The following is a 20,252-nucleotide window of genomic DNA, read 5'->3' on the forward strand; positions in this document are numbered from 1 at the left end:
GGGCACGTTATTCAGTGCGTTGCCAGGTCCACGCCACGACGGTGCGAGCTGGCTTCCAGCCGTGCAACCGACCGATGACATCGGCGGTTTCGACTCCGAACCTGATGAGATCACCGCCCAGGTCACAGTGCAGGGTCTCCACTAGCATTTCGGCCTCCATGGTGACACCGTGAACGACCAGCCGACCACCGATGGGAAGTCGTGGCCGGCACTGATTCACCAGGGCCTTGGTGGCTCCACCGCCGATGAACACCGCGTCGGGGTCAGGAAGCCCCTCGGGCAGCCCCCTTGCCAGATCGGCGTCGATCACGTCGAACTGGCCCGGAAGGGTGAGCTCGGACGCGTTGGTACGTGCGTTGGCGGCCCGCTCAACCTTGCGTTCTAGCCCGATCGCCCGACAGGTCGGGTCGGTGCGGCACCATTCCACCGCGATCGACCCGGCTCCGGTCCCGAGGTCCCACAGCAGTTGACCAGGCATGGGCCGCAGGGCTGCCAGCGCGACAGCTCGTACCGCGTGCTTGGTGATAAGTCCGTCGTGGGCGAAATGCTCCTCGGCCAGGCCGGGGGTACGTCCGAGGAGAGAGGTATCAGGATCGTGGGTCATGGGTGAAGCCTAGGCTAGTGCGCAAGCTGGCCCCCGGATCCGGGCCAACGCGGGGTGGGGGAGCCGAAGCCTGTGTGACACAATCAAGGGGACTCGCGGGGAGGAATTCGGTGCGAATCCGGAGCGGTCCCGCCACTGTGAGCGTCCCAGCGCAAGCCAGGTCTATCCCGCAAGTCAAGTCGCGGAAACGCCGCGGTACCACGGGCGCGGACCCGAAGGAGGTCATCCATGCCGCACGCGCGCACTAGTGCCGAACCCGACGACGGACTGTCCACGAGGCAGCGGCGATTACGCCCGGTGCTGGTGGTTAACACCGGTGAGGGTAAGGGGAAAACGACGGCGGCCATGGGAACCGCGCTGCGTGCCTGGCATCGGGGATGGCGAGTTGGGGTCTTTCAGTTCGTGAAGTCCGGGCGCTGGCACGTCGGTGAGGAAGATGCTCTTCGGGCGCTCGGACAGCTGCATGAGGAGACCGGTGTCGGAGGGCCGGTCACCTGGGAGGTGATGGGTACCGGGTGGTCTTGGACACGATCCTTTGATGCTGCGGAGAACCCTGAGGCGGCCGCCCGGGAAGGATGGCGCCACGTGTCTGATCTGTTGGCGCACGAGGCCCTCGACTTCTACCTCCTTGACGAGTTCACCTACCCAATGGACTGGGGGTGGCTCGACGTCGATGAAGTCGTCGAGACTTTGGTCAACCGCCCGGGAACTCAGCACGTCGTCATCACCGGACGCCGAGCACCGGATGCGCTTGTCGAGGTGGCCGATATCGTCACCGAGATGACGAAGATCAAACACCCGTTTGACGTTGGCCAGCGCGGCCAGGCGGGAATCGAGTGGTGATGCGCCTTCCACGAATTCTTATTGCCGCCCCGGCATCGGGTGGCGGCAAGACGACTGTTGCTACCGGTCTCATGGCAGCTCTTCGCGCCAGTGGCCGGACGGTGGCGCCTTTCAAGGTCGGACCGGACTACATCGACCCCGGATACCACTCGATGGCGAGTGGACGTCCCGGTCGCAACCTCGACTCCGTGATGTGCGGTGACGAGCTCATGGCCCCTCTGCTAGCCCACGGTTTCGTCACCCCTGATCCGGCCGATGTTGCGGTTATTGAGGGGGTTATGGGGCTGTTCGACGGCCAGCTTGGGACTGGCCGTGGCTCCAGCGCCGAGATCGCCACGACGACCCGAACTCCGGTTGTCGTGGTCGTTGACACCGCGCATGCTTCACTCACCCATGCCGCCATCGTGGCCGGTTTGGCGACGTTCGATCCTGACGTCACCGTTGCGGGGGCGATTCTTAACCGGGTGGCCTCACCCCGTCACGGTGCCGAAGTCGCTCGGGGCTTAGCCCAACTGGGCATCCCGGTGCTCGGTCAGATCCCGCGTACCGAGTCGATCTTTGTGCCGTCGCGCCACCTCGGTCTGGTGCCAGCGGGGGAATGGGAAGACTCCGCGACCAAGGTTGCCGGGCTGGGGGACCTCATTGCCGAATACGTCGATCTTGACGCTGTCATGGATTTGGCTGCTACTGCCCCCGGCCTCGACGTCGAGCCGTGGGATCCCGCCGCTGCCCTGGAATCCGCCGGCTGGCAAGGTCATCCATTCGGTGAGTCGCCGCTTGTGGGTATGTTCGCCGGACGGGCCTTCACCTTCCGGTACCCCGAGACCACCGAGATGCTGGTAGCGGCAGGGTTCCGGGTTGTCGACGTTGATCCGCTTACTGATCGGCGCCTTCCCGACGGCATCCAAGGACTGTATTTGGGAGGCGGCTTCCCTCAGATGCATGCCACCGATTTGGAAACCAACTCGGAGCTGGCGGATGACGTACGGTCCCACGCTGAGGCCGGGATGCCGATCGTCGCCGAGTGCGCCGGGTTGTTGTATCTATGCCGTCACCTTGACGGGCACGAGATGGCTGGCGTGCTGCCGATGGATGCGGCCATGGCAAAGCGGCTCACGATGGGGTACCGCGTCGCTACACGTGACTCCATCAGTGTCGTCGGCCACGAATTTCACCGCACCACGACGACTCCGCTGGCCGACCTCGACCCGGCGTGGCACATCACGATGCCCGACGGCACCGACCGCGCCGAGGGAGCTTTGGGAGATCCGGCGGGGCTGGGCCGACCCACGATTCAGGCGTCCTACCTGCACCTGCACTGGGCCGGTCAGCCCACCCAAGCAGCGTGGTTTGCCAGCGAGGTGACGAAGTTCCACGAGAGTCGAGGTGATCAAGTCGTTGAGCCCGATCTCAACCATCACGGGGATCGTGACATCGCCGACGGTCTGGTCGACCTGGCCGTCAACGTCCGCGTGAGTGAGCCGCCGCAGTGGCTTCGCGACGCCATCATCTCCACCGAGCATGACTGGGCCCGTTACCCCGACGCCACGCCGGGTCGCGAGGCCCTGGCGGCCATGCACGGGGTGCCTACCGACATGGTGCTGCCCACCGCAGGTGCTGCAGAGGCTTTCCCGCTGGTCGCCACCCTCGAACCTCGTCACGCAATCGTCGTCCACCCCCAGTTTACCGAGCCCGAAGCTGCTCTGAGAGCGGCCGGGATTAGCGTCGGTCGGCACATCCTTAACGTGTCCGATGGGTTCGCCCTCGACCCGGACCTCGTCCCCGACGATGCCGACCTCGTCGTCGTCGGGAACCCGACGAACCCCACTGGCAGACTGCACCTGGCTACCGACCTGCTGGCTCTGCGCCGCCCCGGAAGGGTCCTCGTCGTGGACGAGGCCTTCATGGACGCCACCGATGAGTCCCAGTCCCTTATTGGAAGCGATATGGACGACCTCCTCGTCCTGCGCTCCCTGACAAAAACCTACGGTCTGGCTGGAATCCGGGCTGGATATGTCGTCGGTGATTCACAGCTCGTCGCACAGTTGGCAGCTCACCAGACCCCATGGTCGGTGTCGACTCCAGCAATTGCAGCCATGATCGCGTGCACCTGCGAAGAGGCTAGACGTTTTCGGACCGAGTTACGCGACGACATCCCAGCCGCCCGCGCCGACCTCGTCGACAAGCTTAAAGGCCTCGGGCTGAGCGTTGTTGGCTCCGAGGCTCCCTTTGTTTTGGTCAACACATCGTCTCTCAGCGGGGATTCGATACGCCAGCCCCTTGCCGAGCGTGGTTTCGCGGTGAGGCGGGGGGAGACGTTCCCCGGGCTCGGGCCCACCTGGATCAGGCTTGCAGTCCGTGACTCGAATATTCATGCCGAGCTGGCTCGAGCTCTCTCCGATCTGACAGCACACCGCAACTAAGGAATATCAATGACCTACTTCGCAGACCTCGTTCCCGGCACCGTCACTCTCGTCGGAGGTGGCCCTGGTGATCCCGGATTGTTGACCGTCGCAGGACTTGAGGCGGTGCGCCAGGCCGACGTCATACTTTATGACCGGCTCGCCCCAGCTGCCGTCATGGATGAGAATCCCCAGGCCGAGAGGATCCCGGTCGGTAAGGTGCCGCGCGGGCCTTACGTCCCCCAGGAGCGCACCAACGAACTGCTTATCGAGCACGCCAAGGCTGGGCGTAAGGTGGTGCGCCTCAAAGGCGGCGATTCCTTCGTTTTTGGCCGCGGTGGCGAGGAGTGGCAGGCCTGCGCTGCTGCTGGCGTTCCGGTGTGCATCATCCCCGGCGTCACTTCATGCGTAGCCGGTCCCGAGCTCATGGGGGTTCCGCTGACACATCGTCATATGGTGCAGGGATTTACCGTCGTTTCGGGTCACGTCGCCCCTGGCGATACCCGGTCCGAATTGGACTGGGCCCAGATCGCCAAGACGGGCACTACCCTGGTGATTCTCATGGGCGTGGCCCACATTGGCGACATCGCTACCCGCCTCATGGACGGCGGGTTGGCCGGCGACACACCGGTCGCCATTATTGCCGATGCCTCACTTCCCACCCAGCGTTCTCTGACGACGACTCTCGAGAAGGCAGCCGAAGACATGGCGGAAGCCGAGATCAACCCGCCGGCCATCACCGTCGTCGGCGATGTCGCCGGGCTTGACCTCGACGAGACCCAGGCCCACGCCCCGTCTGATCACTGAAATAGTGCTCCGTGAGGGATTACTGCTCAATCACGGTGGCGATGTGGTCGCCTGTCCACTGCACTGCGTCGTCAACTGTGCTGAGCTCATCCCCCCAGCCGGGCGCCGGACCACGTGAGACCATGACGACCTGGACGTCGGTTTCGGCCGCCAACCTGAGTTTGGGGTCGAGGCAGGTGCCTCCGGAATCCTTGGAGACGAGGGTAGCCACACCCTGCGAGAAAATCTCTCGCTCGCGGTCGAGGGTGAACGGTCCACGCTCCCGCAGTACCGTCCAGCCTGCGGGAAGCTCCTCCTCGGGGGCATCGACGCAGCGCACGATCACCCGACGGGGGCCGAGTCTCAGGTAGTGGCTGAGGGGTTGGCGTCCCACCGTCAGCAGGATGACGTCGGGTAAGTCAGCTAAGACTTGAGCAGCACCGTCATGGTCGTCAACCCAGTGCCAGGTGGCTGCCTCAGGTTGGGCGCGCCAGCTTGGTGGTGCCAGCCGTGCCAGCGGAAGGTTGAGGTCGCGGCATGCTTGAGCGGCGTGGCCGTGCATAGCTGCGGCGAAGGGGTGGGAGGCATCCACCATGACTTTGACCTCGTTATCAGTCAGGAATTCTTTGAGACCGTCGACGCCGCCGAAACCACCCACCCGAGTCGGGCCAGGAACTGGCCGGGGGGACTTCGTACGCCCCGCTAACGAGCTGCACAGGTCTACCCCCTCATCGAACAATCGGGTGGCTAACTGCCGGGCCTTCGTCGTACCGCCGAGAATGAGGACGTCCATGAGTCCATCAAACCAGCCTGTGGAACAATGAGCCTCAATCGCGGTGGAACACCGGTGCGAATCCGGGACGGTCCCGCCACTGTGTCGCCTCTCGGGCGAAGTCAGACCAGAACCGCGCTCACCCACCCCGACCGGGGTGGGACCACTGCGGCGCACGCGCGCGGCGCCCAGGCCTGCGAGGACACAGACCCGGGGGATGCGGCGGCGTCCCCGACGATGGAGCATGATGGCCCGCCTGCCCGAATCCCTATCCGCCGAAAGCTTGCTTGCACGCACGGTGCGAGGCATCCGAGGAGCTGATGCGAAAGCTTTGGAGGCGGCTCGAGCCCGTCAGCAGCTACTCACCAAGCCCGAGGGGTCGCTGGGGCTGTTGGAGGATCTGTCGATTCGATTGGCCGGAATGTACGGGCAGGTGCCAGTGACGGTGCCGAGCCATCCAGTTGTCGGGTTGTTTGCCGGTGATCACGGGGTATGGGCGCAAGGTGTTTCCCCTGATCCTCAGGAAATCACCACCCAGCAGATGATCAATATGGCGGCTGGTGGGGCGGCGATCAGCGTGTTATCGCGCCAAATGGGTGCGCAGCTGTGGATCACTGACGTCGGCGCCCGCCACCAGGTAGACGCCGCGATTCGGCAGCGGTGTGTGCGTCGCGGCACTGACGACATCTCCCAAGGCCCGGCGATGAGTCTCGACGAGGCTGTTGAGGCCCTTGAGGTCGGTATTGAGACTGGGGTGGAGGCCGTCGAGCAGGGGGCTGACATCCTTGTCACCGGAGAGATGGGAATCGCCAACACCACCCCGGCGTCGGCCCTCATTAGCGTCTTCACCGGGTTGCCGCCCGCCGAGGTGACCGGGAGGGGAGCCGGGTCGGATGATCGTCGTCACCAGCACAAGATCGGAGTCGTCGCTCGCGCCTTGCAGGTTAATCGACCCGAGGCCAAACATCCGGTTGAGGCCTTGGCGAAGGTGGGAGGTTTTGAGCACGCCGCCATGGCCGGTTTTGTTCTGGCGGCAGCGTCGTCACGGACCCCCGTGCTCATTGACGGTGTTATCGCTTGTTCTGCCGCCCTGACGGCCACCGCGATCTGTCCCGAAGCGCGAGATTTCATCATCGCGAGTCACGCCGGTGCCGAGCCAGGAATCACGGCGTCGACCTCTGCCCTGGGCCTGCCCGCTCTGTTGGACCTTGGTATGAGGTTAGGAGAGGGGTCCGGGGCTATCCTGACTCTACCGATCGTGCAGGCAAGCGCTCACATCCTTAACGAGATGGCCACCTTTGAGGACGCTGAGGTCATCGACATCAAAGTGAGCGGGGAAACCGAGATTCCCGATACCGTCGAGACGAGTGTTCCTCCTTGTCGGATGCTTGTCATTGGGGGTGCCCGCTCGGGAAAATCGACCTTTGCCGAGTCGAGGCTGCCTCGCGATTCCCGTGTCACCTATGTTGCAACCTCCCAGCGCAACCCTGGCGACGCGGAGTGGGAGGAGCGAATCCGCCTGCACCAAGCTCGGCGCCCGGCCACGTGGCAGACTGTCGAGACCACCGACATCGCTTCAGTGCTGCTGGCCGACGACGACTCCCCGGTACTGGTGGATTGCCTTGGGGTGTGGATCACTCGGATTCTTGACGAGGTTGGCGCCTGGGCTGCCGCTCCTGGTGACGAAGCCTGGCAGGACGACCTAAGACGCCACGTTGATGACTTGACCAGCGCCATCCGTGGAACCCGGCGTGACGTCATTTTTGTCTCTAACGAGGTGGGGATGGGGGTCGTGCCCGACACCCCGGCTGGACGGCTCTTCCGCGACGAGTTGGGGCGACTCAACGCCGCCGTTGGGGAAGCATGCGACGAAGTGTGGATGTGTGTGGCCGGGATCCCCAAGAGGTGGGCATGACGGACGAGCAGCATCCGGATCTTGGGAGACTCGGGCCACTGCGTGGAGTTGCTGAGGCTTTGTCTCTCTTTACGATCTTGCCTGGGCCATATCTGAACGACATTGACCGTCCACTAGCCCGTCGTGCCGTTACCGCCTTCCCGTGGCTGGGTCTGTGTTTAGGCGCGGTGGCGGGAGGGATCGTCGCCCTGGCCCTGGGACTGGGGGTCGGGCCGTGGCTTGCCGGAGTGCTAGCGCTGTGCTGGCTTGCCGGCGCGACGGGCGGCTTCCATCTGGACGGGGTCGCTGACACCGCAGATGGTTTGGGATCCCGGGCGGCGCCGGAGAAGGCTCTCATGATCATGAAGAAGTCCGATATCGGGCCGATGGGCGTCATGAGTATCGTGCTGGTGCTACTTGTTGACGCGGCCGCTGTGGTGAGTCTGGCTGGGACAGTTGGCTCGGGGGCATGGTGGCGCGTGGCGATTCTGGTGGGACTTGGCCCTGCGCTGGCTCGTGCGGCGATCCTTCTCGCGACGATGACCGGAGTGCCGTGTGCCCGTCCGGGCGGGTTCGGGTCTTTAGTCGCGGGAGTGACGACGCCGAGGTCTGCGGCGATCAACCTCACGGCGTTGGGATGCGTGTGTGCCTTAGCCGGATTGGTGGCTGGAGGCTGGATGTGGTGCTTGGTAACGGTCAGCTGTGCCACGCTGACCTTGCTTATCGCGCGAGGATGGATTCATCACCTAGTGCGACGCCTGTCCGGGATGACGGGTGACACCTTTGGAAGCATTAATGAGGTGACGCAGATGACGTTTTGGGTCCTGACGGCGTTGACCGTGGCGGTGGTGTCATGATCGATGATCTTGGTGTGAAGGCTTCGGTAGCGAGACCTGTCCAGCGGGTGGTGAGCTTGGTGCCGTCGATTACCGAAGCTATCGCGATGACTTGTCCACATGTCTTGGTGGGTTGTACCGATTACTGCATCCGTCCGACTCATCTCGAGGAAATCGTCGGGCACGAAGTGGTTAGGGTGAGGGGCACCAAGAACCCGGATCGCAAGGCGATCATCGACCTTCGACCGGACCTCGTGGTGGCCAACCAGGAGGAGAACCGCGAGCACGACGTCACCTTGTTGCGCGAGGCCGGGGTGGCAGTGTGGGTGACACGCATCGACACCGTTGAGGAGGCCATCTCCAGCTTGACGAGGTTGTTCGAGGAAGGCTTTGGCGTCAGGTGCCCACAGTGGCTGGAGGAAGCCGGTCGGGAATGGCGTGAACCGTGCCGCGATGAGGTACTTTCGGCTGTGACGGCGGTCTGGCGGGATCCCTGGATCTGTGTGGGGAAGGACACCTACATCTCTGATGTGCTCAGGCGTGTCGGGATAGAGTTGGTCGACCTGCCGGGGGAGTCCCGGTACCCCCACGTCGAGCTGACTGACATCGCTGCGGCCCATCCGGATCGCGTTATTCTTCCCGACGAGCCATACCACTTCGGTCCTGACGATGTATCCGCCTTTCCTGGCCTCGACGTGCGTCTTGTCGATGGCCAGAAGCTCGCGTGGTACGGGCCGTCCATGGTGGGTGCGCGTCGCTACCTCGCCTCGGCATTGAGGTGATTGACGCCGCATCGGCGATATGTGCCACAATGTTCCACGTCACCGCGAGGTGACATGCCTCTGTAGCTCAGTTGGTAGAGCGCCGCTCTTGTAAAGCGATGGTCGCGGGTTCGATTCCTGTCAGAGGCTCCATACTCCTTAGCTAGAGTCGTGACCACGCCCAGGCCATCATGGCGGTGCCGACGCCCAAGCATCAGCGCCGCCATGATGAGTCTCGGTGTGTTACTTCGCCCGGTTAAGGGTGGAAACGTTTCGTCCGGTACGTAGCGCGATTTCGGGGTGGCTGTCGTTGATCACCTTGAATGAATCCTTCGTCACCTCCAGGTAAAGCTCATGGACTTTCTCTCCTTTGAGGTATCCCTTCATGAAAGGCGAAAAATCCGGGTCGTTGAGATAGGAGTCAGGAACCTCGATGGCTGCGTCGTAGTACCGTGGGGTGCTCGTGAGCCCACGTTCCCGGTGGCTCAGCATCGACAAGGTTGTCTTGAGACGGCCGTCAATCGAGTGGAGCTTTACCGGATATTTTTTCTCACCCACCGTGAGCTCGATCGTTCGGGTCGTTGATTGGTAGGCGAAGTCTTTGATGTTGATGTTCGCCTTGCTCTGCAGATTTCCCGAGTAGTTGACCCCGCTGGCAGATCCGAGATCCACCTTCGACGTATCGCGCTGTGGGTTGTCAAGGGGCTTGCCCTTGAGATTCTGACCGGTGGGGACGAACTTCCAGGCTTTCGCGTCAATCATCTTGGACCAGTAACCGGTATGGCCCTCACGACGTCCCTCGACACGAAGTTCCCGGTTCTGGGATCCGGGAGCGGTTGACACCACGGTAAGCCTGTCGGTGATCTCGCCGGGGATCTTCGGCTGATGCTTCCACCCGGCCGGTGGAAGCTTGATGGCAGCGTAGCGAGGATCGACCTTGCCCTGCAGCCACGTGGAAGGACTGGGAAGATTACTCTGGTCCTGCCAGGTGTAGCGGAACTGGGCGGGATCGGTCCCGGCGATGTCGTAGTCCCAGAGCCTCGTGAACATGTCGCCGTGATCATTCGTGATCAGCGCCACTGACCCCGACGCGGACATGGAATGCACACGGAACCTCGAGTTGTACGGGGTTGAAGCCTCGAAGGAGTAGTCGTTCGGCAGCCAGGGATCGTGCTGGTAAATGTGAGCTCCGTCTTTGGAGACCATCATGATCTCGGTGCACATCGCCAATGAGATTGGGTGATCATGACCGTCGACACCGCGATAGGTGCGGTCGGTCTGGTTGTCGATGAGGGACAGGGCCCACCAACCTTGGTCGTGGTTGTCGAGCTTGAGCCCACGGCCAAACCAGAATGGGCTGCCCCATGCTCGGAACCAGCCCCAGTCCTTAGGAGAGGAGAGCAAATTATTAAGGCTATACACCCAACCGTTGGAATCGACAGCGACCAGCATGGCGTCATTGACGGAGATGGCTGAGATATGTCCGTCGAGGCAGGATGGCGTGTCGATGTGACGCCACTGATTCTCGGATTGGAAACGTCCGTACACTTTGCCGTCACGCAGGGCGAAATCCATGCGCTGGTTGAAACCCTCGGTGTTGTCACGCATCACAATCTTGCTGGGCAGATCGGAACGGCTGGTGGAATCCATTCGTTGCCAACCGTCGGTTCCCCAGTTTGGTGGGATGACTCCGAGGGGGAGTTGTCCCGAGCTACCGGGGCGTCCGAAGAAGGGCACACACGTCATGGGGCCAACGTGTTGGCTCTGTGTCCTCTGCGATGGTCCAGACGCGAGAGCGGACTGAGTAGGAATCATGGTGCTGAGGCCGGAGGTAGCCATGATTGCAGCCACCGCAAACGTGAGTAGTTTGTGTGATTTCATACGAACCGTGTCCTTGGTGAGTAGCTACGTTCTAGCGTTGATCGTTTTGGTCATTCGATGAATGGCATCGGCGTGCACTGGATGGTGTGTGCGTGAGTCGGGTTGAGTTCGTTATCGACCATGTAGGTGACGTTCGGGTCGTTAGTGGTATTGCCGTGTTCGGGATAAGAATTACTGGAAGCTGACCTGCCTTGGGTCGGCAATGGATATTGATGTCGCCACGGCAGACGGGGCTGACATGGCGGTAGCGGCACGAGGGTCGCAGCGAGCATTAGGGGTCGCTTTGAGATGAGCATTGCTGGTGTCTCCCTTGTCACCAAACAGACGAAGTGCGTGCAACCATTTTGCTGTTGGTTGTGTCAACGATTGGTTCTTAATAGGACATCATTCGATGTCAGTTAATCGTGGATATACGGTGAACCTATGGTGGATGCTGCGAGTGACGACTCATGGTGCCTCAAAATGTCTGTTTTAATCACGGCACCATCCTTATACAAGGGTTTTGGTTGCCGCTGGTTATTGGCCGAGACGCTACCACGCAAGTGGCTCATCTATAGGGTTCCACATGGATCCACCGGTGACCCGCGGAGGATGGCCTTATCGCTTGAATGATTTCTGACGTTTCCTGCGACACCGACCGCGGAGGCTATTACAACCCCAACTCATCCCGGGATGGAGGTGTTGGTGCCCCCACAGGAGGGGCGATGCGGCGGTGGCTAATCGTGGATGCTGTTGCCGTTCGCGTGGCCTCGTCTGGGTCATCGCTCACCTCCTCGGCGGTGACAACGGCCGTCACACCGTCGGATGACGATCCTCGTGCCGGAGCCGGGTCCCAACCGCCAGCGCGGCGTTGCACCAGGATGGCGCTACTAAGGATGGTGGCACCGATGAGGGCGAGAATGATGGATCCTGAGAAGGTGCCGGTTCTGGCCCCGTATCCGATGAGTATCCCGAACCACCCGAAATCGGCATCGCCAAAGGTTGTATTGGCTGAGCTGAATGGCCCAAGAACTTTGAGGAGGAAAGCTGGCAGGAAGGTCACGAGTAGACCATTGACGAACGCTCCCGCGACCGCGCCGCGTCGTCCGCCAGTTGCATTTCCGTAGACCCCGGCAGCCCCACCAGTAAAGAAGTGGGGTACAAGCCCGGGCAGGATCAGAGCGAGCCCCCATGCCGGCCCGAGCACGGTCGCGAGGATCGTTAGCCCGACCAGCCCTCCGATGAACGACGAGATAAATCCGATGAGAACAGCATTCTGAGCGTAGGGAAAGACGATGGGACAGTCGAGTGCTGGGATGGCGCCGGGGACCACCTTGCTGGCGATTCCCTGGAAGGCAGGGATGAGCTCACCGAGGATGATGCGGACGCCAAAGAGAATGACGGCCACCGCGATGCCGAACTCGAGCCCTTGAGTAACCGACGCCATGATGTAGTTTCCAGTGCCGGTTGCTGGCTTTGAGAACGTCTGGAATGCGGCCTTCTCGCCACGGCGAGCCAGGAAAATGATGGCAACGACGACGTACATAAGAACCATTGACAGTGCCGTGGCCACCATGGAGTCTCGGAGGAACCGCAGACCCTCGGGAACTTTTATGTTCTCGGTTGACTGGCTTTTCCCGTGCGGATCGACCAAGCGGCCGGTGGCGGCAGCGGCGATATAGGCCGAGGTGCCAAAGTGCCCGATGGCGATGTCCTCCCCGCCGGTGATCTTTCGTGTGAAGGGGTGAGCCAAGGCAGGAAGGCTCACCATAAGCACCCCCAGCAGCAATGAGCCAAGCCCGATGACGATGGAAGTGGGCATCGATGTCGATGCCATGACGATGGTGATGAGGGTCGCCATGAACAGCATGTGATGCCCGGTGAGGAACACGTAGTGAAGTGGGGTGATGCGGGCCAGTACCAACGAGATGAGAAACCCTGCGAGCATGATCCATGCGACCTGGGATCCAAATTGTTGTTGGGCGATGCCAGCGATCGCCTCATTGGTGGGTACGACGCCCTGAGCCCCCAGCGCTCCCTCGATCATCTTTCCCAGCGGCCCGAGAGAGTTGACGACCAGCCCTGCTCCGGCCCCAATGAGGAGGAAACCGAGGGTGGCTTTAATAGCAGCACCGGCGATCTGGCCGACGGATTTGCGCATAGCTGCCAGTCCGACGGCCGTAATGATGCCGATGAGGAAGGCGGGCACGCTGAGGATCTCGTTTACGAGGAATTGGACGATGGCCAGGGCGATGTTCATGAGGCTAGTCTCCGGGGATGATGTAGGCGTGGCGACTGATGGTCAGCGATTAGACGTCGTAAATGCGGCGTAACGCAGCATCGACCTGCGACACCGATGTGAAATCGTCGATGACTTCGACGGGAATGGATAGCTCACCGAGAGTTTGAGCAATGGCTCCCGACGTCAAAATGGCGTCTGCTTCGCTGCAGCGCCCTCTTGCAGAGATGGTGTCGGTTGCCTCGACTGACAGGTAAGGGGTCCACGCCCAAGCATCAAGGACTTGCTCAGTGGTGTTCTTAAGAAACAGACTGGTGCCTAGTCCGTTGCCGCAGACCGTGAGCAAGAGATTCTGGGATGTCGATGCCTCAGCTGAACGGTGTCCGGCCTCGTTGGAGAGGATCGACACGACCTCCTGGGGAGTCGTCGCGGTGTCGAGGGCGTTGCGTCTGTGTGGATCGGCCAGTGCGCTCGCCAACGCGGCCAGAACATTTTGGTGGGCAGAGGCGTCTGTGGCTGCGAGTCCTGCTACTAGAGTTACAGGATCGTTCGTCTCGTGGCCGAATGCCACCGGTTCGTCAAGTCGCATCCATGACATGCCTGTCCGCAGCACTGAGGAGTCCGGTCTGGCATGGGCCAGTGCAAATCCAGGGGCGACGACGATGTAAGGGCCATTTTTCTCGAGATTATCGATCATGGCCTGCGTGTATCTGGGGGTAGCGGTGTCGGTGGACACCAGCAGATGCCCGACGGCCTGGAGAGCTTCTCGCCAATCGTTGACGTGTGCGTTCAGACGAATGGCGGCTGGAGGCAGGAGGTCTGTCAGGTCAATCACCGTGGGGGCCTTTCCATCGCTGGGGGAGCCATAGCGTACGCCCTCGTGAGGGTAGAAGGCCACGGCTTTCAGGCCATTACCTGTTTCCAGTGGTCCGGTGGTTCAGCGTTGCGTGGGCGGCTTCTTGGGCGGTCTTGAGGGAATGGTTGGCTCCCCACCCGCACTGTACTTCGTTAGCGGCGGGGGTGGTATTGAGCTTGAGGATGTCGCGCAGGGCGGTCTCGACGAGTCCCTAGTGCCCTGATACTTGAATACGTTTCAGATATCTGGCGATGGATTCGAGGATGTCTTCGACGATCTTAGCTCAGATAAAGGGCTTGGAGTTTTCGTTTCATGCTTTGGCCCAGTTTGCAGAAATCTCTTTCTAGGGATTGGACGGTGCGGTGATCGGGGCGTTGGAGGAGACCGCGGGTGATTTCGGCGATGAGCCGCTCGATCTGGTTTATCTACGATGAGTATGTCGGAGTGAAGTGCATATGGGGCCAGAATGCTTGGCTAGTTGCGTCTTTACTGAAGAGTGCTTGTGGGTGGCGTAATTATCGCATGCTACGTGCACGTCCACATGCGTGGAGGTGGTCTTGTCGATCTTCTGGAGGAATTTCTTAGGCTCTTCTGCTTAGTGGTGCCGGTGGATCGAGGGGATCACCGTCTCGTCGTGAACATTCAGTGCGGCGAACAAACTCACTGCCTGGCGGTGTGGTCAATCGCTTCGACGAGCTGACGACGAGCCTGGCTGGGCGCGGATCGGCTGGTGGATGGCTAATGTCCGGATTTGGTGTGAGTGTGACCCGGGTATCGGTGAGCGTGATCTCACCCTTGGCATGCAGCAGCGGAATCAGCGCTGACATGAATGGTGCCAGAATTATGTTTTCCGGTGCTCGCGTCAACTCCATACTCGATCATGTCTAGTCGGAGATTCTTACGCGAGGCAACGTGCCCTGCCCAGGCAGAGGGCTGAGACTGCGTCAACTCGGGGTATTGACAAAACCTTTAGACAGGGGAAGAATAACGCTTGGTTTCTTTTTGAGAAGCGCAGTGTAACCCACAAAAGGAGCATCGATATGAGGATAAGGAAGTCCGTCTCGGCTGTGGTGGCGACGGTTATCGTTGCGGCCCTTTTTAGTGGCACTGCTGGCTCGATGACTGTAGTTGCACATGCGGAGTCGATATCTAACAAGAGTCAAACGGTTACTTTAGCGACGCAGGCCTTGTCGGATCGCAACGATCTGGCCCATGGCGGCGATGGTCGTATCGCTGTTGGTGATCGTGAAGTTGTGCGATGGCATGGTGGAATGCCAGTAGCGGAAGTGGCCAATTCTCACCAAGTATCCACGTATAGTTGGACATCATGGGGGCGCAGGGTCGCCCTTTTTGTGCTGCGCCATTCCGTGCACAAACTACCAGCCAAAATCAGGCCTTGGGCCAACAAAATCGCAGATGTTCTTGAGCAAACAGAGATATGGGAAAAGGCTCCTATTATTTTCACCTTAGGTAAAGCCGGGATCCCGTACGACGTTGCCAAGGCGGCTGCAGATTGGATCATTTTCTTCCTAGGTTGAGGTTCGACGTGGTAGTATCTAAGAAAGTCGATGATTTGCTGGGGATGTTAGGCGCAATTGTCTTTTTTCTCGTCATCGTTATTCTTGTTATGGCCCCCTTCATTATGATTCCAGCGTTGTTCGCCTTGGTGTTTCAGGAGTGCTATCTAGATTCGCCGTGGACGTGGGAGACTGTTGTCCTGGGCGGATTAGTGCTGTTTGCACTGGGGATGGGTGTTTCCCTGCTCATGGGGGTGTTGGCGAGGGTCGTCGCCCCCTTGACTCATCCTGTGGTCAACAGGGTCTTTAAAGGGGTTCTTGAGTTCCTTGTGCTTTGGTGGTTTTATTCCACTCTCATGCACCCGATTAGCTATGCTTTTTGGGCGAGCATTGTGGTGATGATTATGACCACTGTTACCGAACCCATTCTCGATAGGGCCGCCGAACGGCAGAAGCACGCCCCCAACCAACCTTGACCCGGTAGGGCGCTGAGTGCTTTCTGTGCGCCGAGAAACCCATGCTGGGTTCTACTGCTGTGATGAACACAACCCGATATTTTCGTAGTTGAGAGCGGTAGACGATGCAAGCGGTGTGTCTCGACGAGCTCGGTGTGGTAGCCGAATCCTCAGGCCGTTACCTGTTCCCATTCGTCGCGGTGGTTCAGCATTGTGTGGGCGGCTTTTTGGGCGCCCTTGAGGGAATGGTTGGCTCCCCACCCGCACTGTACTTCGTTAGCGGCGGGGGTGGTGTCGAGCTTGAGGATGTCGCGCAGGGTGGTCTCGATGAGTTCGCATGTGCCTGGGACATCCGGTTCTCCGATCATGATGAGGTAGAACCCGGTCTGGCATCCCATCGGCCCGAAGTCGATGACGGCGTCGGAATGGTTTCGCACGCACTCGGCGAAGGAGTGCTCCAGGGAGTGCACCGCAGGCATGTCCAGATGTTCCTTGTTGGGCTGGCAGAACCTCACGTCGTACTTGGTGAGGGTGTCGCCAGCGGGTAGGTGCTTGACGTCGGCCACACGCACGAATGGTGCTGCCACCTTGGTGTGGTCTAGGTTGAAACTCTCGACGTTCATTTTGTGTGCCATGAACCCATCCTCTCGCATCGACACGAATCCCACACGGGCAACCAGCCAGCTGTGGTTAAAGCCCGGCGGCAGCAATAAATCCGTCGCAGTCTCCGTCAATTTGTACCCGTTCACCAGCCGGAATCCAGACGGCCTGACCGCGTACGATCTCGTCAGTTCCATGAGAGCCTGAACAGACCGCATACCCATCCGTAATGAGGAGTATTCGAGCTAGCTCGCTTGCCGGCATCATGGCGGGGCAGGTGGTGTCGAGGTCGAGCTGCCAGAGTCGGAACTGGTTGTCAATGCCCGGGAATACGCGCATTCCCGGGTCTACCTCCTCCGCCATAATGATCCGTGGCTCCTGGGTCTGGAACGAGACGATTTGGATGAGGGAATCGATGTCAATGTGCTTGTTGGTGAGTCCGCCACGCACGACATTGTTGGAATCAGCCATGATCTCAATGCCCGTGCCCGATAGGTATGAGTGCATGAGTCCCGGGGGCACAGACAGCGCCTGGCCCGGTTTCAGGTGAACTCGATTGAGCATGAGCGCTGCGAGGATTGAGGGGTCCCCGGGGAAATACTCGTCGAGCTCGACGGCGGTGCGAGCGAACTCTCCCAGGGGTGTGTCCTCTCCTACGTGGTTGACGGCTACTGAGACCACCTCGGTGACGATCTGACGCCGTACGTCGTCCCCGGCGAGGCAGTTGAGGAAGGTTTCGGCAAGGGCGGCCGAACCGGAACGTTCGGTCAGCGATCCCAACACCGGGTCAGTCGGGGTGAGGACCTCAAGCTCATCGAACAGCTGACGGGTCTCGTGCGGATCGCGGAATCCGCACAACCCCTCAAAATCGCTGAGGGCGACGAGAATCTCGAGCTTAGGCCAATCGTCGACGAAGGTGCGGTGGGGGTCGTCAACGTCAATGCCGTCCTGGTTCTCTCGAGCGAATCCAGCCCGTGCCATCGCGGCGTCAGGATGAGCTTGCAGACTTAACGGGTGGTGGGCCGAGAGGATTTTGAGGAGAAAGGGTAAGCGGGCACCGAAGATTTTTCGGCTGCGATCACCGAGTTCGTCAGGGTGAGCGTGGATGTAGTCGGTGAGTGGTATGCCATCGAGGGTCGACGGCGAGGTTTCATGGGCCCCGAGCCAGTATTCGGCCCAGGGCTTTCCGTCAGCCTCTTGTCCGAGGATGTCTGGGATCGCATCGTAGGAGCCCCAGGAGTACGTCCGAACCGTTCCGGTCAGGCGTTTCATAATGTGCCTCTCGTCGTGTCGCATCGTTGCCGACGCCGTAGGTGTCATCTGAGCAGTTGTGCGCTACGGGAGCGGCGTTGCTGGCTGCGAACCCGCTGAAGTCGTCCCACCAGGGACGGCGCGTACTGGGCGGCCTTTTCGTCGTCGATGAGCTCGTTGAGTCGCAGGTGGTATCGGGGGGACGATAGGCCGAGGCTGTCGCGAATGGCGGTCTCCTTGTCAACGCCCAGACTCCCGGCTTGCCAGGACTCCTCAAGGTCCAAAATCGCGCGATCCGAGGCGCACAACTCGGCGGACTCTGCGGATTCGGGGGTGATGGAATCTGACACAGTGCCAGTTTAGGGGCCATCCCGGGGAATAAACGGGTGGGTGACGTTGCGGGCTCCGTCGTCATCGTTGGCAGTACGACTGGACATGTTCCGCTCACGAACTCTTTGCACTCGCTGGGTGTGAGTGCTAAACATGTCATTGGCACTCGACAAGCGAGAGTGCTACCGCCCGGATTGGTGTTGCGAGCGCCGGTACGAGTGGTCCTCCCGGTGATGAGATCACCAGATCGTCCGTCGCGGGCATCACGGGGAATCACAATGCGGGGTCGCTCCCGCCACATCATCTGACGTCCACGGGCTACCAGGCCCACCGGAGCGGAGGAATCCCCCAAACATGGCAAAGCTCATCGAATTCAACATCGAGGCCCGCCGCGGGCTCGAGGCGGGCATGAATACCCTCGCCGACGCGGTCAAGGTCACTCTCGGCCCCAAAGGCCGCAACGTCGTTCTCGAAAAGTCGTGGGGCGCTCCCACCATTACCAACGACGGTGTCTCCATCGCCAAGGAGATCGAGCTCGACGATCCCTACGAGAAAATCGGCGCCGAGCTCGTCAAGGAGGTCGCCAAGAAGACTGACGACGTCGCTGGCGACGGCACCACTACCGCCACCGTTCTGGCGCAGGCCATGGTTCGTGAAGGCCTGCGCAATGTCACCGCTGGCGCTAACCCGATGGGCCTGAAGAAGGGCATCGAGGCCGCCGTCCAGGCTGTTAGCGCTCGTCTGTCCGACATGGCCATCGACATCGAGACCAAAGACCAGATCGCCTCTACCGCCTCCATCTCGGCCGCCGACCCTACCGTCGGTGAGATCATCGCCGAGGCTATGGACAAGGTTGGTAAGGAAGGCGTCATCACCGTCGAGGAGTCCAACACCTTCGGCCTGGAGCTTGAGCTCACCGAGGGCATGCGTTTCGACAAGGGCTACATCTCGCCCTATTTCGTTACTGACACCGAGCGCATGGAGGCTGTCCTCGAGGATCCCTACATCCTTATCGTCAACTCCAAGATCTCGTCGCTAAAGGATCTCCTGCCGGTCCTTGAGAAGGTTATGCAGTCGGGCAAGCCGCTGTTTGTTATTGCCGAGGACGTCGAGGGTGAGGCCTTGGCTGGTCTCATCGTCAACAAGATTCGCGGGACCTTCAAGTCTGTCGCCGTCAAGGCTCCAGGCTTTGGCGATCGTCGCAAGGCGATGCTCAATGACATTGCCATCCTGGCTGGTGGCCAGGTTATCTCCGAAGAAGTTGGTCTGTCCCTTGACGCTGTGACCCTGGACTTGCTGGGGCGCGCTCGTCAGGTTGTCGTCACCAAGGACGAGGCCACCATTGTCGACGGTGCCGGGGATTCCGAGCAGATCGCCGGCCGTGTCTCCCAGATCCGTAAGGAGATCGAGAACTCTGACTCCGATTACGACCGCGAGAAGCTGCAGGAGCGCCTCGCCAAGCTCGCTGGCGGCGTTGCCGTCATCAAGGTGGGCGCTGCTACCGAGGTTGAACTCAAGGAGCGCAAGCACCGCATTGAGGATGCAGTGCGTAACGCTAAGGCCGCCGTTGAGGAAGGCATCATCCCTGGTGGTGGTGTCGCCCTGTTGCAGGCTTCCAAGGCCGCTGAAATCGAGGGCCTGGAGGGCGACGAGCTCACCGGTGCACAGATCGTTCTGGCCGCGTGCACTGCCCCGCTCAAGCAAATCGCTATCAACGCTGGTCTTGAGGGCGGCGTCGTGGCTGAGAAGGTCGCTGGTCTGCCCGCAGGACAGGGCCTCAACGCGGCCAATGACGAGTATGTCGACATGGTAGAGGCCGGCATCATTGACCCGGCCAAGGTGACCCGTTCGGCTCTGCAGAACGCCGCGTCCATCGCGGCCCTGTTCCTCACCACTGAAGCCGTCATCGCTGACAAGCCCGAGCCCGTTAAGGCTCCCGCTGGCGGCGGTGATATGGACGGTATGGGCGGCATGGGCGGCATGATGTGATCTTGCATTGCCTTCGCTGACTTGAGGTGGGGCGGTCTTAGTGGCCGCCCCACCTCGCTGTCTTGTTACAAGCGTGGGGGTTGTTCGTGCGGTGCGCATGCGTACATGAGAGAGCTGGCCCAGCACAGACGTGGGCGGGGCCGGGGCCGGCAACCGCGCGGCAACCCGCGCGAACAAAACAACCCCGCACGAAAGAGAGCGGGGGGGGGGTAGTAAACCACCCACCCGGCCGGCAAAGCAGGAAGCGCGGGGGAAAG

The 20,252-nt window shown here is 60.9% G+C and carries 18 protein-coding genes, 1 tRNA gene, 3 pseudogenes and 2 riboswitches; of the genes and pseudogenes, 12 read left to right on the forward strand and 10 right to left on the reverse strand.

All coding sequences use genetic code 11. The annotated features are described in order from the left end of the window. Positions 1-7 precede the first annotated feature (7 nt). Positions 8-604, reverse strand: a complete 597-nt coding sequence (cbiT, locus tag LRP59_RS04250) for a precorrin-6Y C5,15-methyltransferase (decarboxylating) subunit CbiT (RefSeq protein WP_002513167.1) — start codon at positions 602-604, stop codon at positions 8-10. 71 nt (positions 605-675) lie between these two features. Continuing rightward, positions 676-790: riboswitch (cobalamin riboswitch) on the forward strand. 42 nt (positions 791-832) lie between these two features. Here cbiT and cobO point away from each other — a divergent pair. From cobO to cobA, 3 genes are read left to right on the forward strand one after another with little or no spacing between them, the layout of a single operon-like run. Beyond that, entirely contained in the window at positions 833-1,447 is a 615-nt protein-coding gene (cobO, locus tag LRP59_RS04255; protein ID WP_002513168.1) for a cob(I)yrinic acid a,c-diamide adenosyltransferase, read from the forward strand. Further along, positions 1,447-3,870 carry a cobyrinate a,c-diamide synthase gene (locus LRP59_RS04260; protein ID WP_002513169.1) on the forward strand — a complete coding sequence of 808 codons (2,424 nt, stop codon included), beginning with the start codon at positions 1,447-1,449 and terminating at the stop codon, positions 3,868-3,870. The genes cobO and LRP59_RS04260 overlap by 1 nt, the downstream gene beginning before the upstream one ends. Positions 3,871-3,879: 9 nt before the next feature. Continuing rightward, positions 3,880-4,656, forward strand: a complete 777-nt coding sequence (gene cobA, locus LRP59_RS04265) for a uroporphyrinogen-III C-methyltransferase (protein WP_002513170.1) — start codon at positions 3,880-3,882, stop codon at positions 4,654-4,656. Between the two features lie 19 nt (positions 4,657-4,675). On the opposite strand, the gene LRP59_RS04270 is transcribed toward cobA, so the two are convergent. Next, on the reverse strand, positions 4,676-5,428 hold the full coding sequence (locus LRP59_RS04270; RefSeq protein WP_002513171.1) for a cobalt-precorrin-6A reductase: 753 nt from the start codon (positions 5,426-5,428) through the stop codon (positions 4,676-4,678). Between the two features lie 45 nt (positions 5,429-5,473). Beyond that, positions 5,474-5,535: riboswitch (cobalamin riboswitch) on the forward strand. Positions 5,536-5,651: 116 nt separating this feature from the next. Between LRP59_RS04270 and cobT the strand changes: the two genes are divergently transcribed. The 4 genes from cobT (at position 5,652) to LRP59_RS04290 (ending at position 9,051) form a co-directional block, all read left to right on the forward strand. Further along, positions 5,652-7,322, forward strand: a complete 1,671-nt coding sequence (gene cobT, locus LRP59_RS04275) for a nicotinate-nucleotide--dimethylbenzimidazole phosphoribosyltransferase (protein ID WP_002521202.1) — start codon at positions 5,652-5,654, stop codon at positions 7,320-7,322. Next, a complete protein-coding gene (locus LRP59_RS04280; RefSeq protein ID WP_002521203.1) occupies positions 7,319-8,158 on the forward strand; it encodes an adenosylcobinamide-GDP ribazoletransferase in 840 nt (279 codons plus the stop codon). The genes cobT and LRP59_RS04280 overlap by 4 nt, the downstream gene beginning before the upstream one ends. Continuing rightward, entirely contained in the window at positions 8,155-8,919 is a 765-nt protein-coding gene (locus LRP59_RS04285) for a helical backbone metal receptor (protein ID WP_002521204.1), read from the forward strand. Before LRP59_RS04280 ends, LRP59_RS04285 begins: the two co-directional genes overlap by 4 nt. Positions 8,920-8,975: 56 nt before the next feature. Then, positions 8,976-9,051: transfer RNA gene (locus LRP59_RS04290), tRNA-Thr, on the forward strand. Between the two features lie 90 nt (positions 9,052-9,141). Here LRP59_RS04290 and LRP59_RS04295 read toward each other — a convergent pair. Together LRP59_RS04295 and LRP59_RS04300 are read right to left on the reverse strand one after the other, a co-directional pair. After that, entirely contained in the window at positions 9,142-10,548 is a 1,407-nt protein-coding gene (locus LRP59_RS04295; RefSeq protein WP_002521205.1) for a hypothetical protein, read from the reverse strand. Positions 10,549-10,829: 281 nt separating this feature from the next. Next, positions 10,830-10,982 carry a hypothetical protein gene (locus tag LRP59_RS04300; protein WP_002513177.1) on the reverse strand — a complete coding sequence of 51 codons (153 nt, stop codon included), beginning with the start codon at positions 10,980-10,982 and terminating at the stop codon, positions 10,830-10,832. On the opposite strand from LRP59_RS04300, the pseudogene LRP59_RS04305 reads away from it, so the two are divergent. Further along, positions 10,982-11,181, forward strand: a pseudogene (locus LRP59_RS04305) (hypothetical protein). The gene LRP59_RS04300 and the pseudogene LRP59_RS04305 overlap by 1 nt on opposite strands. 21 nt (positions 11,182-11,202) lie before the next feature. Next, positions 11,203-11,391: a hypothetical protein gene (locus LRP59_RS04310; RefSeq protein WP_002533355.1), complete on the forward strand. Its 189-nt coding sequence runs from the start codon at positions 11,203-11,205 to the stop codon at positions 11,389-11,391. A gap of 37 nt (positions 11,392-11,428) precedes the next feature. Here the strand turns inward: LRP59_RS04310 and LRP59_RS04315 are convergent, their stop codons facing one another. The 3 genes and pseudogenes from LRP59_RS04315 to LRP59_RS04325 form a co-directional block, all read right to left on the reverse strand. After that, positions 11,429-13,018 carry a PTS ascorbate transporter subunit IIC gene (locus LRP59_RS04315; protein WP_002513178.1) on the reverse strand — a complete coding sequence of 530 codons (1,590 nt, stop codon included), beginning with the start codon at positions 13,016-13,018 and terminating at the stop codon, positions 11,429-11,431. Positions 13,019-13,067: 49 nt separating this feature from the next. Continuing rightward, a complete protein-coding gene (locus LRP59_RS04320; RefSeq protein WP_148378547.1) occupies positions 13,068-13,832 on the reverse strand; it encodes a PTS sugar transporter subunit IIA in 765 nt (254 codons plus the stop codon). 68 nt (positions 13,833-13,900) lie between these two features. Next, a pseudogene (locus LRP59_RS04325) lies at positions 13,901-14,061 on the reverse strand (S-ribosylhomocysteine lyase); the annotation flags it as partial. Between the two features lie 832 nt (positions 14,062-14,893). Here LRP59_RS04325 and LRP59_RS04330 point away from each other — a divergent pair. Both LRP59_RS04330 and LRP59_RS04335 read left to right on the forward strand, forming a co-directional pair. Then, positions 14,894-15,292, forward strand: a pseudogene (locus LRP59_RS04330) (hypothetical protein); the annotation flags it as partial. A 74-nt stretch (positions 15,293-15,366) separates the two neighbouring features. Further along, positions 15,367-15,846, forward strand: a complete 480-nt coding sequence (locus LRP59_RS04335) for a hypothetical protein (RefSeq protein ID WP_002532667.1) — start codon at positions 15,367-15,369, stop codon at positions 15,844-15,846. A gap of 149 nt (positions 15,847-15,995) precedes the next feature. On the opposite strand, the gene LRP59_RS04340 is transcribed toward LRP59_RS04335, so the two are convergent. Genes LRP59_RS04340 through LRP59_RS04350 form a run of 3 tightly spaced genes read right to left on the reverse strand, consistent with a single transcriptional unit; the run spans position 15,996 to position 18,026 of the window. Beyond that, complete coding sequence (locus LRP59_RS04340) at positions 15,996-16,478, reverse strand: S-ribosylhomocysteine lyase (RefSeq protein WP_002521213.1); 483 nt, start codon at positions 16,476-16,478, stop codon at positions 15,996-15,998. Between the two features lie 37 nt (positions 16,479-16,515). Beyond that, positions 16,516-17,697 (reverse strand): mannose-6-phosphate isomerase, class I, encoded by a 1,182-nt coding sequence (manA, locus tag LRP59_RS04345; protein ID WP_252236820.1) that lies wholly within the window; start codon positions 17,695-17,697, stop codon positions 16,516-16,518. A 44-nt stretch (positions 17,698-17,741) separates the two neighbouring features. Continuing rightward, entirely contained in the window at positions 17,742-18,026 is a 285-nt protein-coding gene (locus LRP59_RS04350) for a DUF3263 domain-containing protein (RefSeq protein WP_002513187.1), read from the reverse strand. A gap of 334 nt (positions 18,027-18,360) precedes the next feature. On the opposite strand from LRP59_RS04350, the gene groL reads away from it, so the two are divergent. Beyond that, positions 18,361-19,995, forward strand: coding sequence for a chaperonin GroEL (gene groL / locus LRP59_RS04355; RefSeq protein ID WP_002513189.1), 1,635 nt, complete (start codon positions 18,361-18,363; stop codon positions 19,993-19,995). The last annotated feature ends 257 nt before the right edge of the window (positions 19,996-20,252 follow it).

This window comes from Cutibacterium sp. 37298 (assembly GCF_023838685.1).
GTDB classification, from domain to species: Bacteria; Actinomycetota; Actinomycetes; order Propionibacteriales; family Propionibacteriaceae; genus Cutibacterium; species Cutibacterium acnes.

What these genes read in the sequence shown, in the direction of transcription:
- LRP59_RS04270 (WP_002513171.1), bottom strand. Translation starts at nt 5,428, where the DNA reads ATGGACGTCCTCATTCTCGGCGGTACGACGAAGGCCCGGCAGTTAGCC.
- cbiT (WP_002513167.1), bottom strand. Translation starts at nt 604, where the DNA reads ATGACCCACGATCCTGATACCTCTCTCCTCGGACGTACCCCCGGCCTG.
- LRP59_RS04260 (WP_002513169.1), top strand. Translation starts at nt 1,447, where the DNA reads ATGCGCCTTCCACGAATTCTTATTGCCGCCCCGGCATCGGGTGGCGGC.
- cobO (WP_002513168.1), top strand. Translation starts at nt 833, where the DNA reads ATGCCGCACGCGCGCACTAGTGCCGAACCCGACGACGGACTGTCCACG.
- LRP59_RS04310 (WP_002533355.1), top strand. Translation starts at nt 11,203, where the DNA reads ATGGTGGATGCTGCGAGTGACGACTCATGGTGCCTCAAAATGTCTGTT.
- LRP59_RS04340 (WP_002521213.1), bottom strand. Translation starts at nt 16,478, where the DNA reads ATGCGAGAGGATGGGTTCATGGCACACAAAATGAACGTCGAGAGTTTC.
- LRP59_RS04295 (WP_002521205.1), bottom strand. Translation starts at nt 10,548, where the DNA reads ATGGATTCCACCAGCCGTTCCGATCTGCCCAGCAAGATTGTGATGCGT.
- LRP59_RS04280 (WP_002521203.1), top strand. Translation starts at nt 7,319, where the DNA reads ATGACGGACGAGCAGCATCCGGATCTTGGGAGACTCGGGCCACTGCGT.
- LRP59_RS04315 (WP_002513178.1), bottom strand. Translation starts at nt 13,018, where the DNA reads ATGAACATCGCCCTGGCCATCGTCCAATTCCTCGTAAACGAGATCCTC.
- LRP59_RS04285 (WP_002521204.1), top strand. Translation starts at nt 8,155, where the DNA reads ATGATCGATGATCTTGGTGTGAAGGCTTCGGTAGCGAGACCTGTCCAG.
- cobA (WP_002513170.1), top strand. Translation starts at nt 3,880, where the DNA reads ATGACCTACTTCGCAGACCTCGTTCCCGGCACCGTCACTCTCGTCGGA.
- cobT (WP_002521202.1), top strand. Translation starts at nt 5,652, where the DNA reads ATGATGGCCCGCCTGCCCGAATCCCTATCCGCCGAAAGCTTGCTTGCA.
- groL (WP_002513189.1), top strand. Translation starts at nt 18,361, where the DNA reads ATGGCAAAGCTCATCGAATTCAACATCGAGGCCCGCCGCGGGCTCGAG.
- manA (WP_252236820.1), bottom strand. Translation starts at nt 17,697, where the DNA reads ATGAAACGCCTGACCGGAACGGTTCGGACGTACTCCTGGGGCTCCTAC.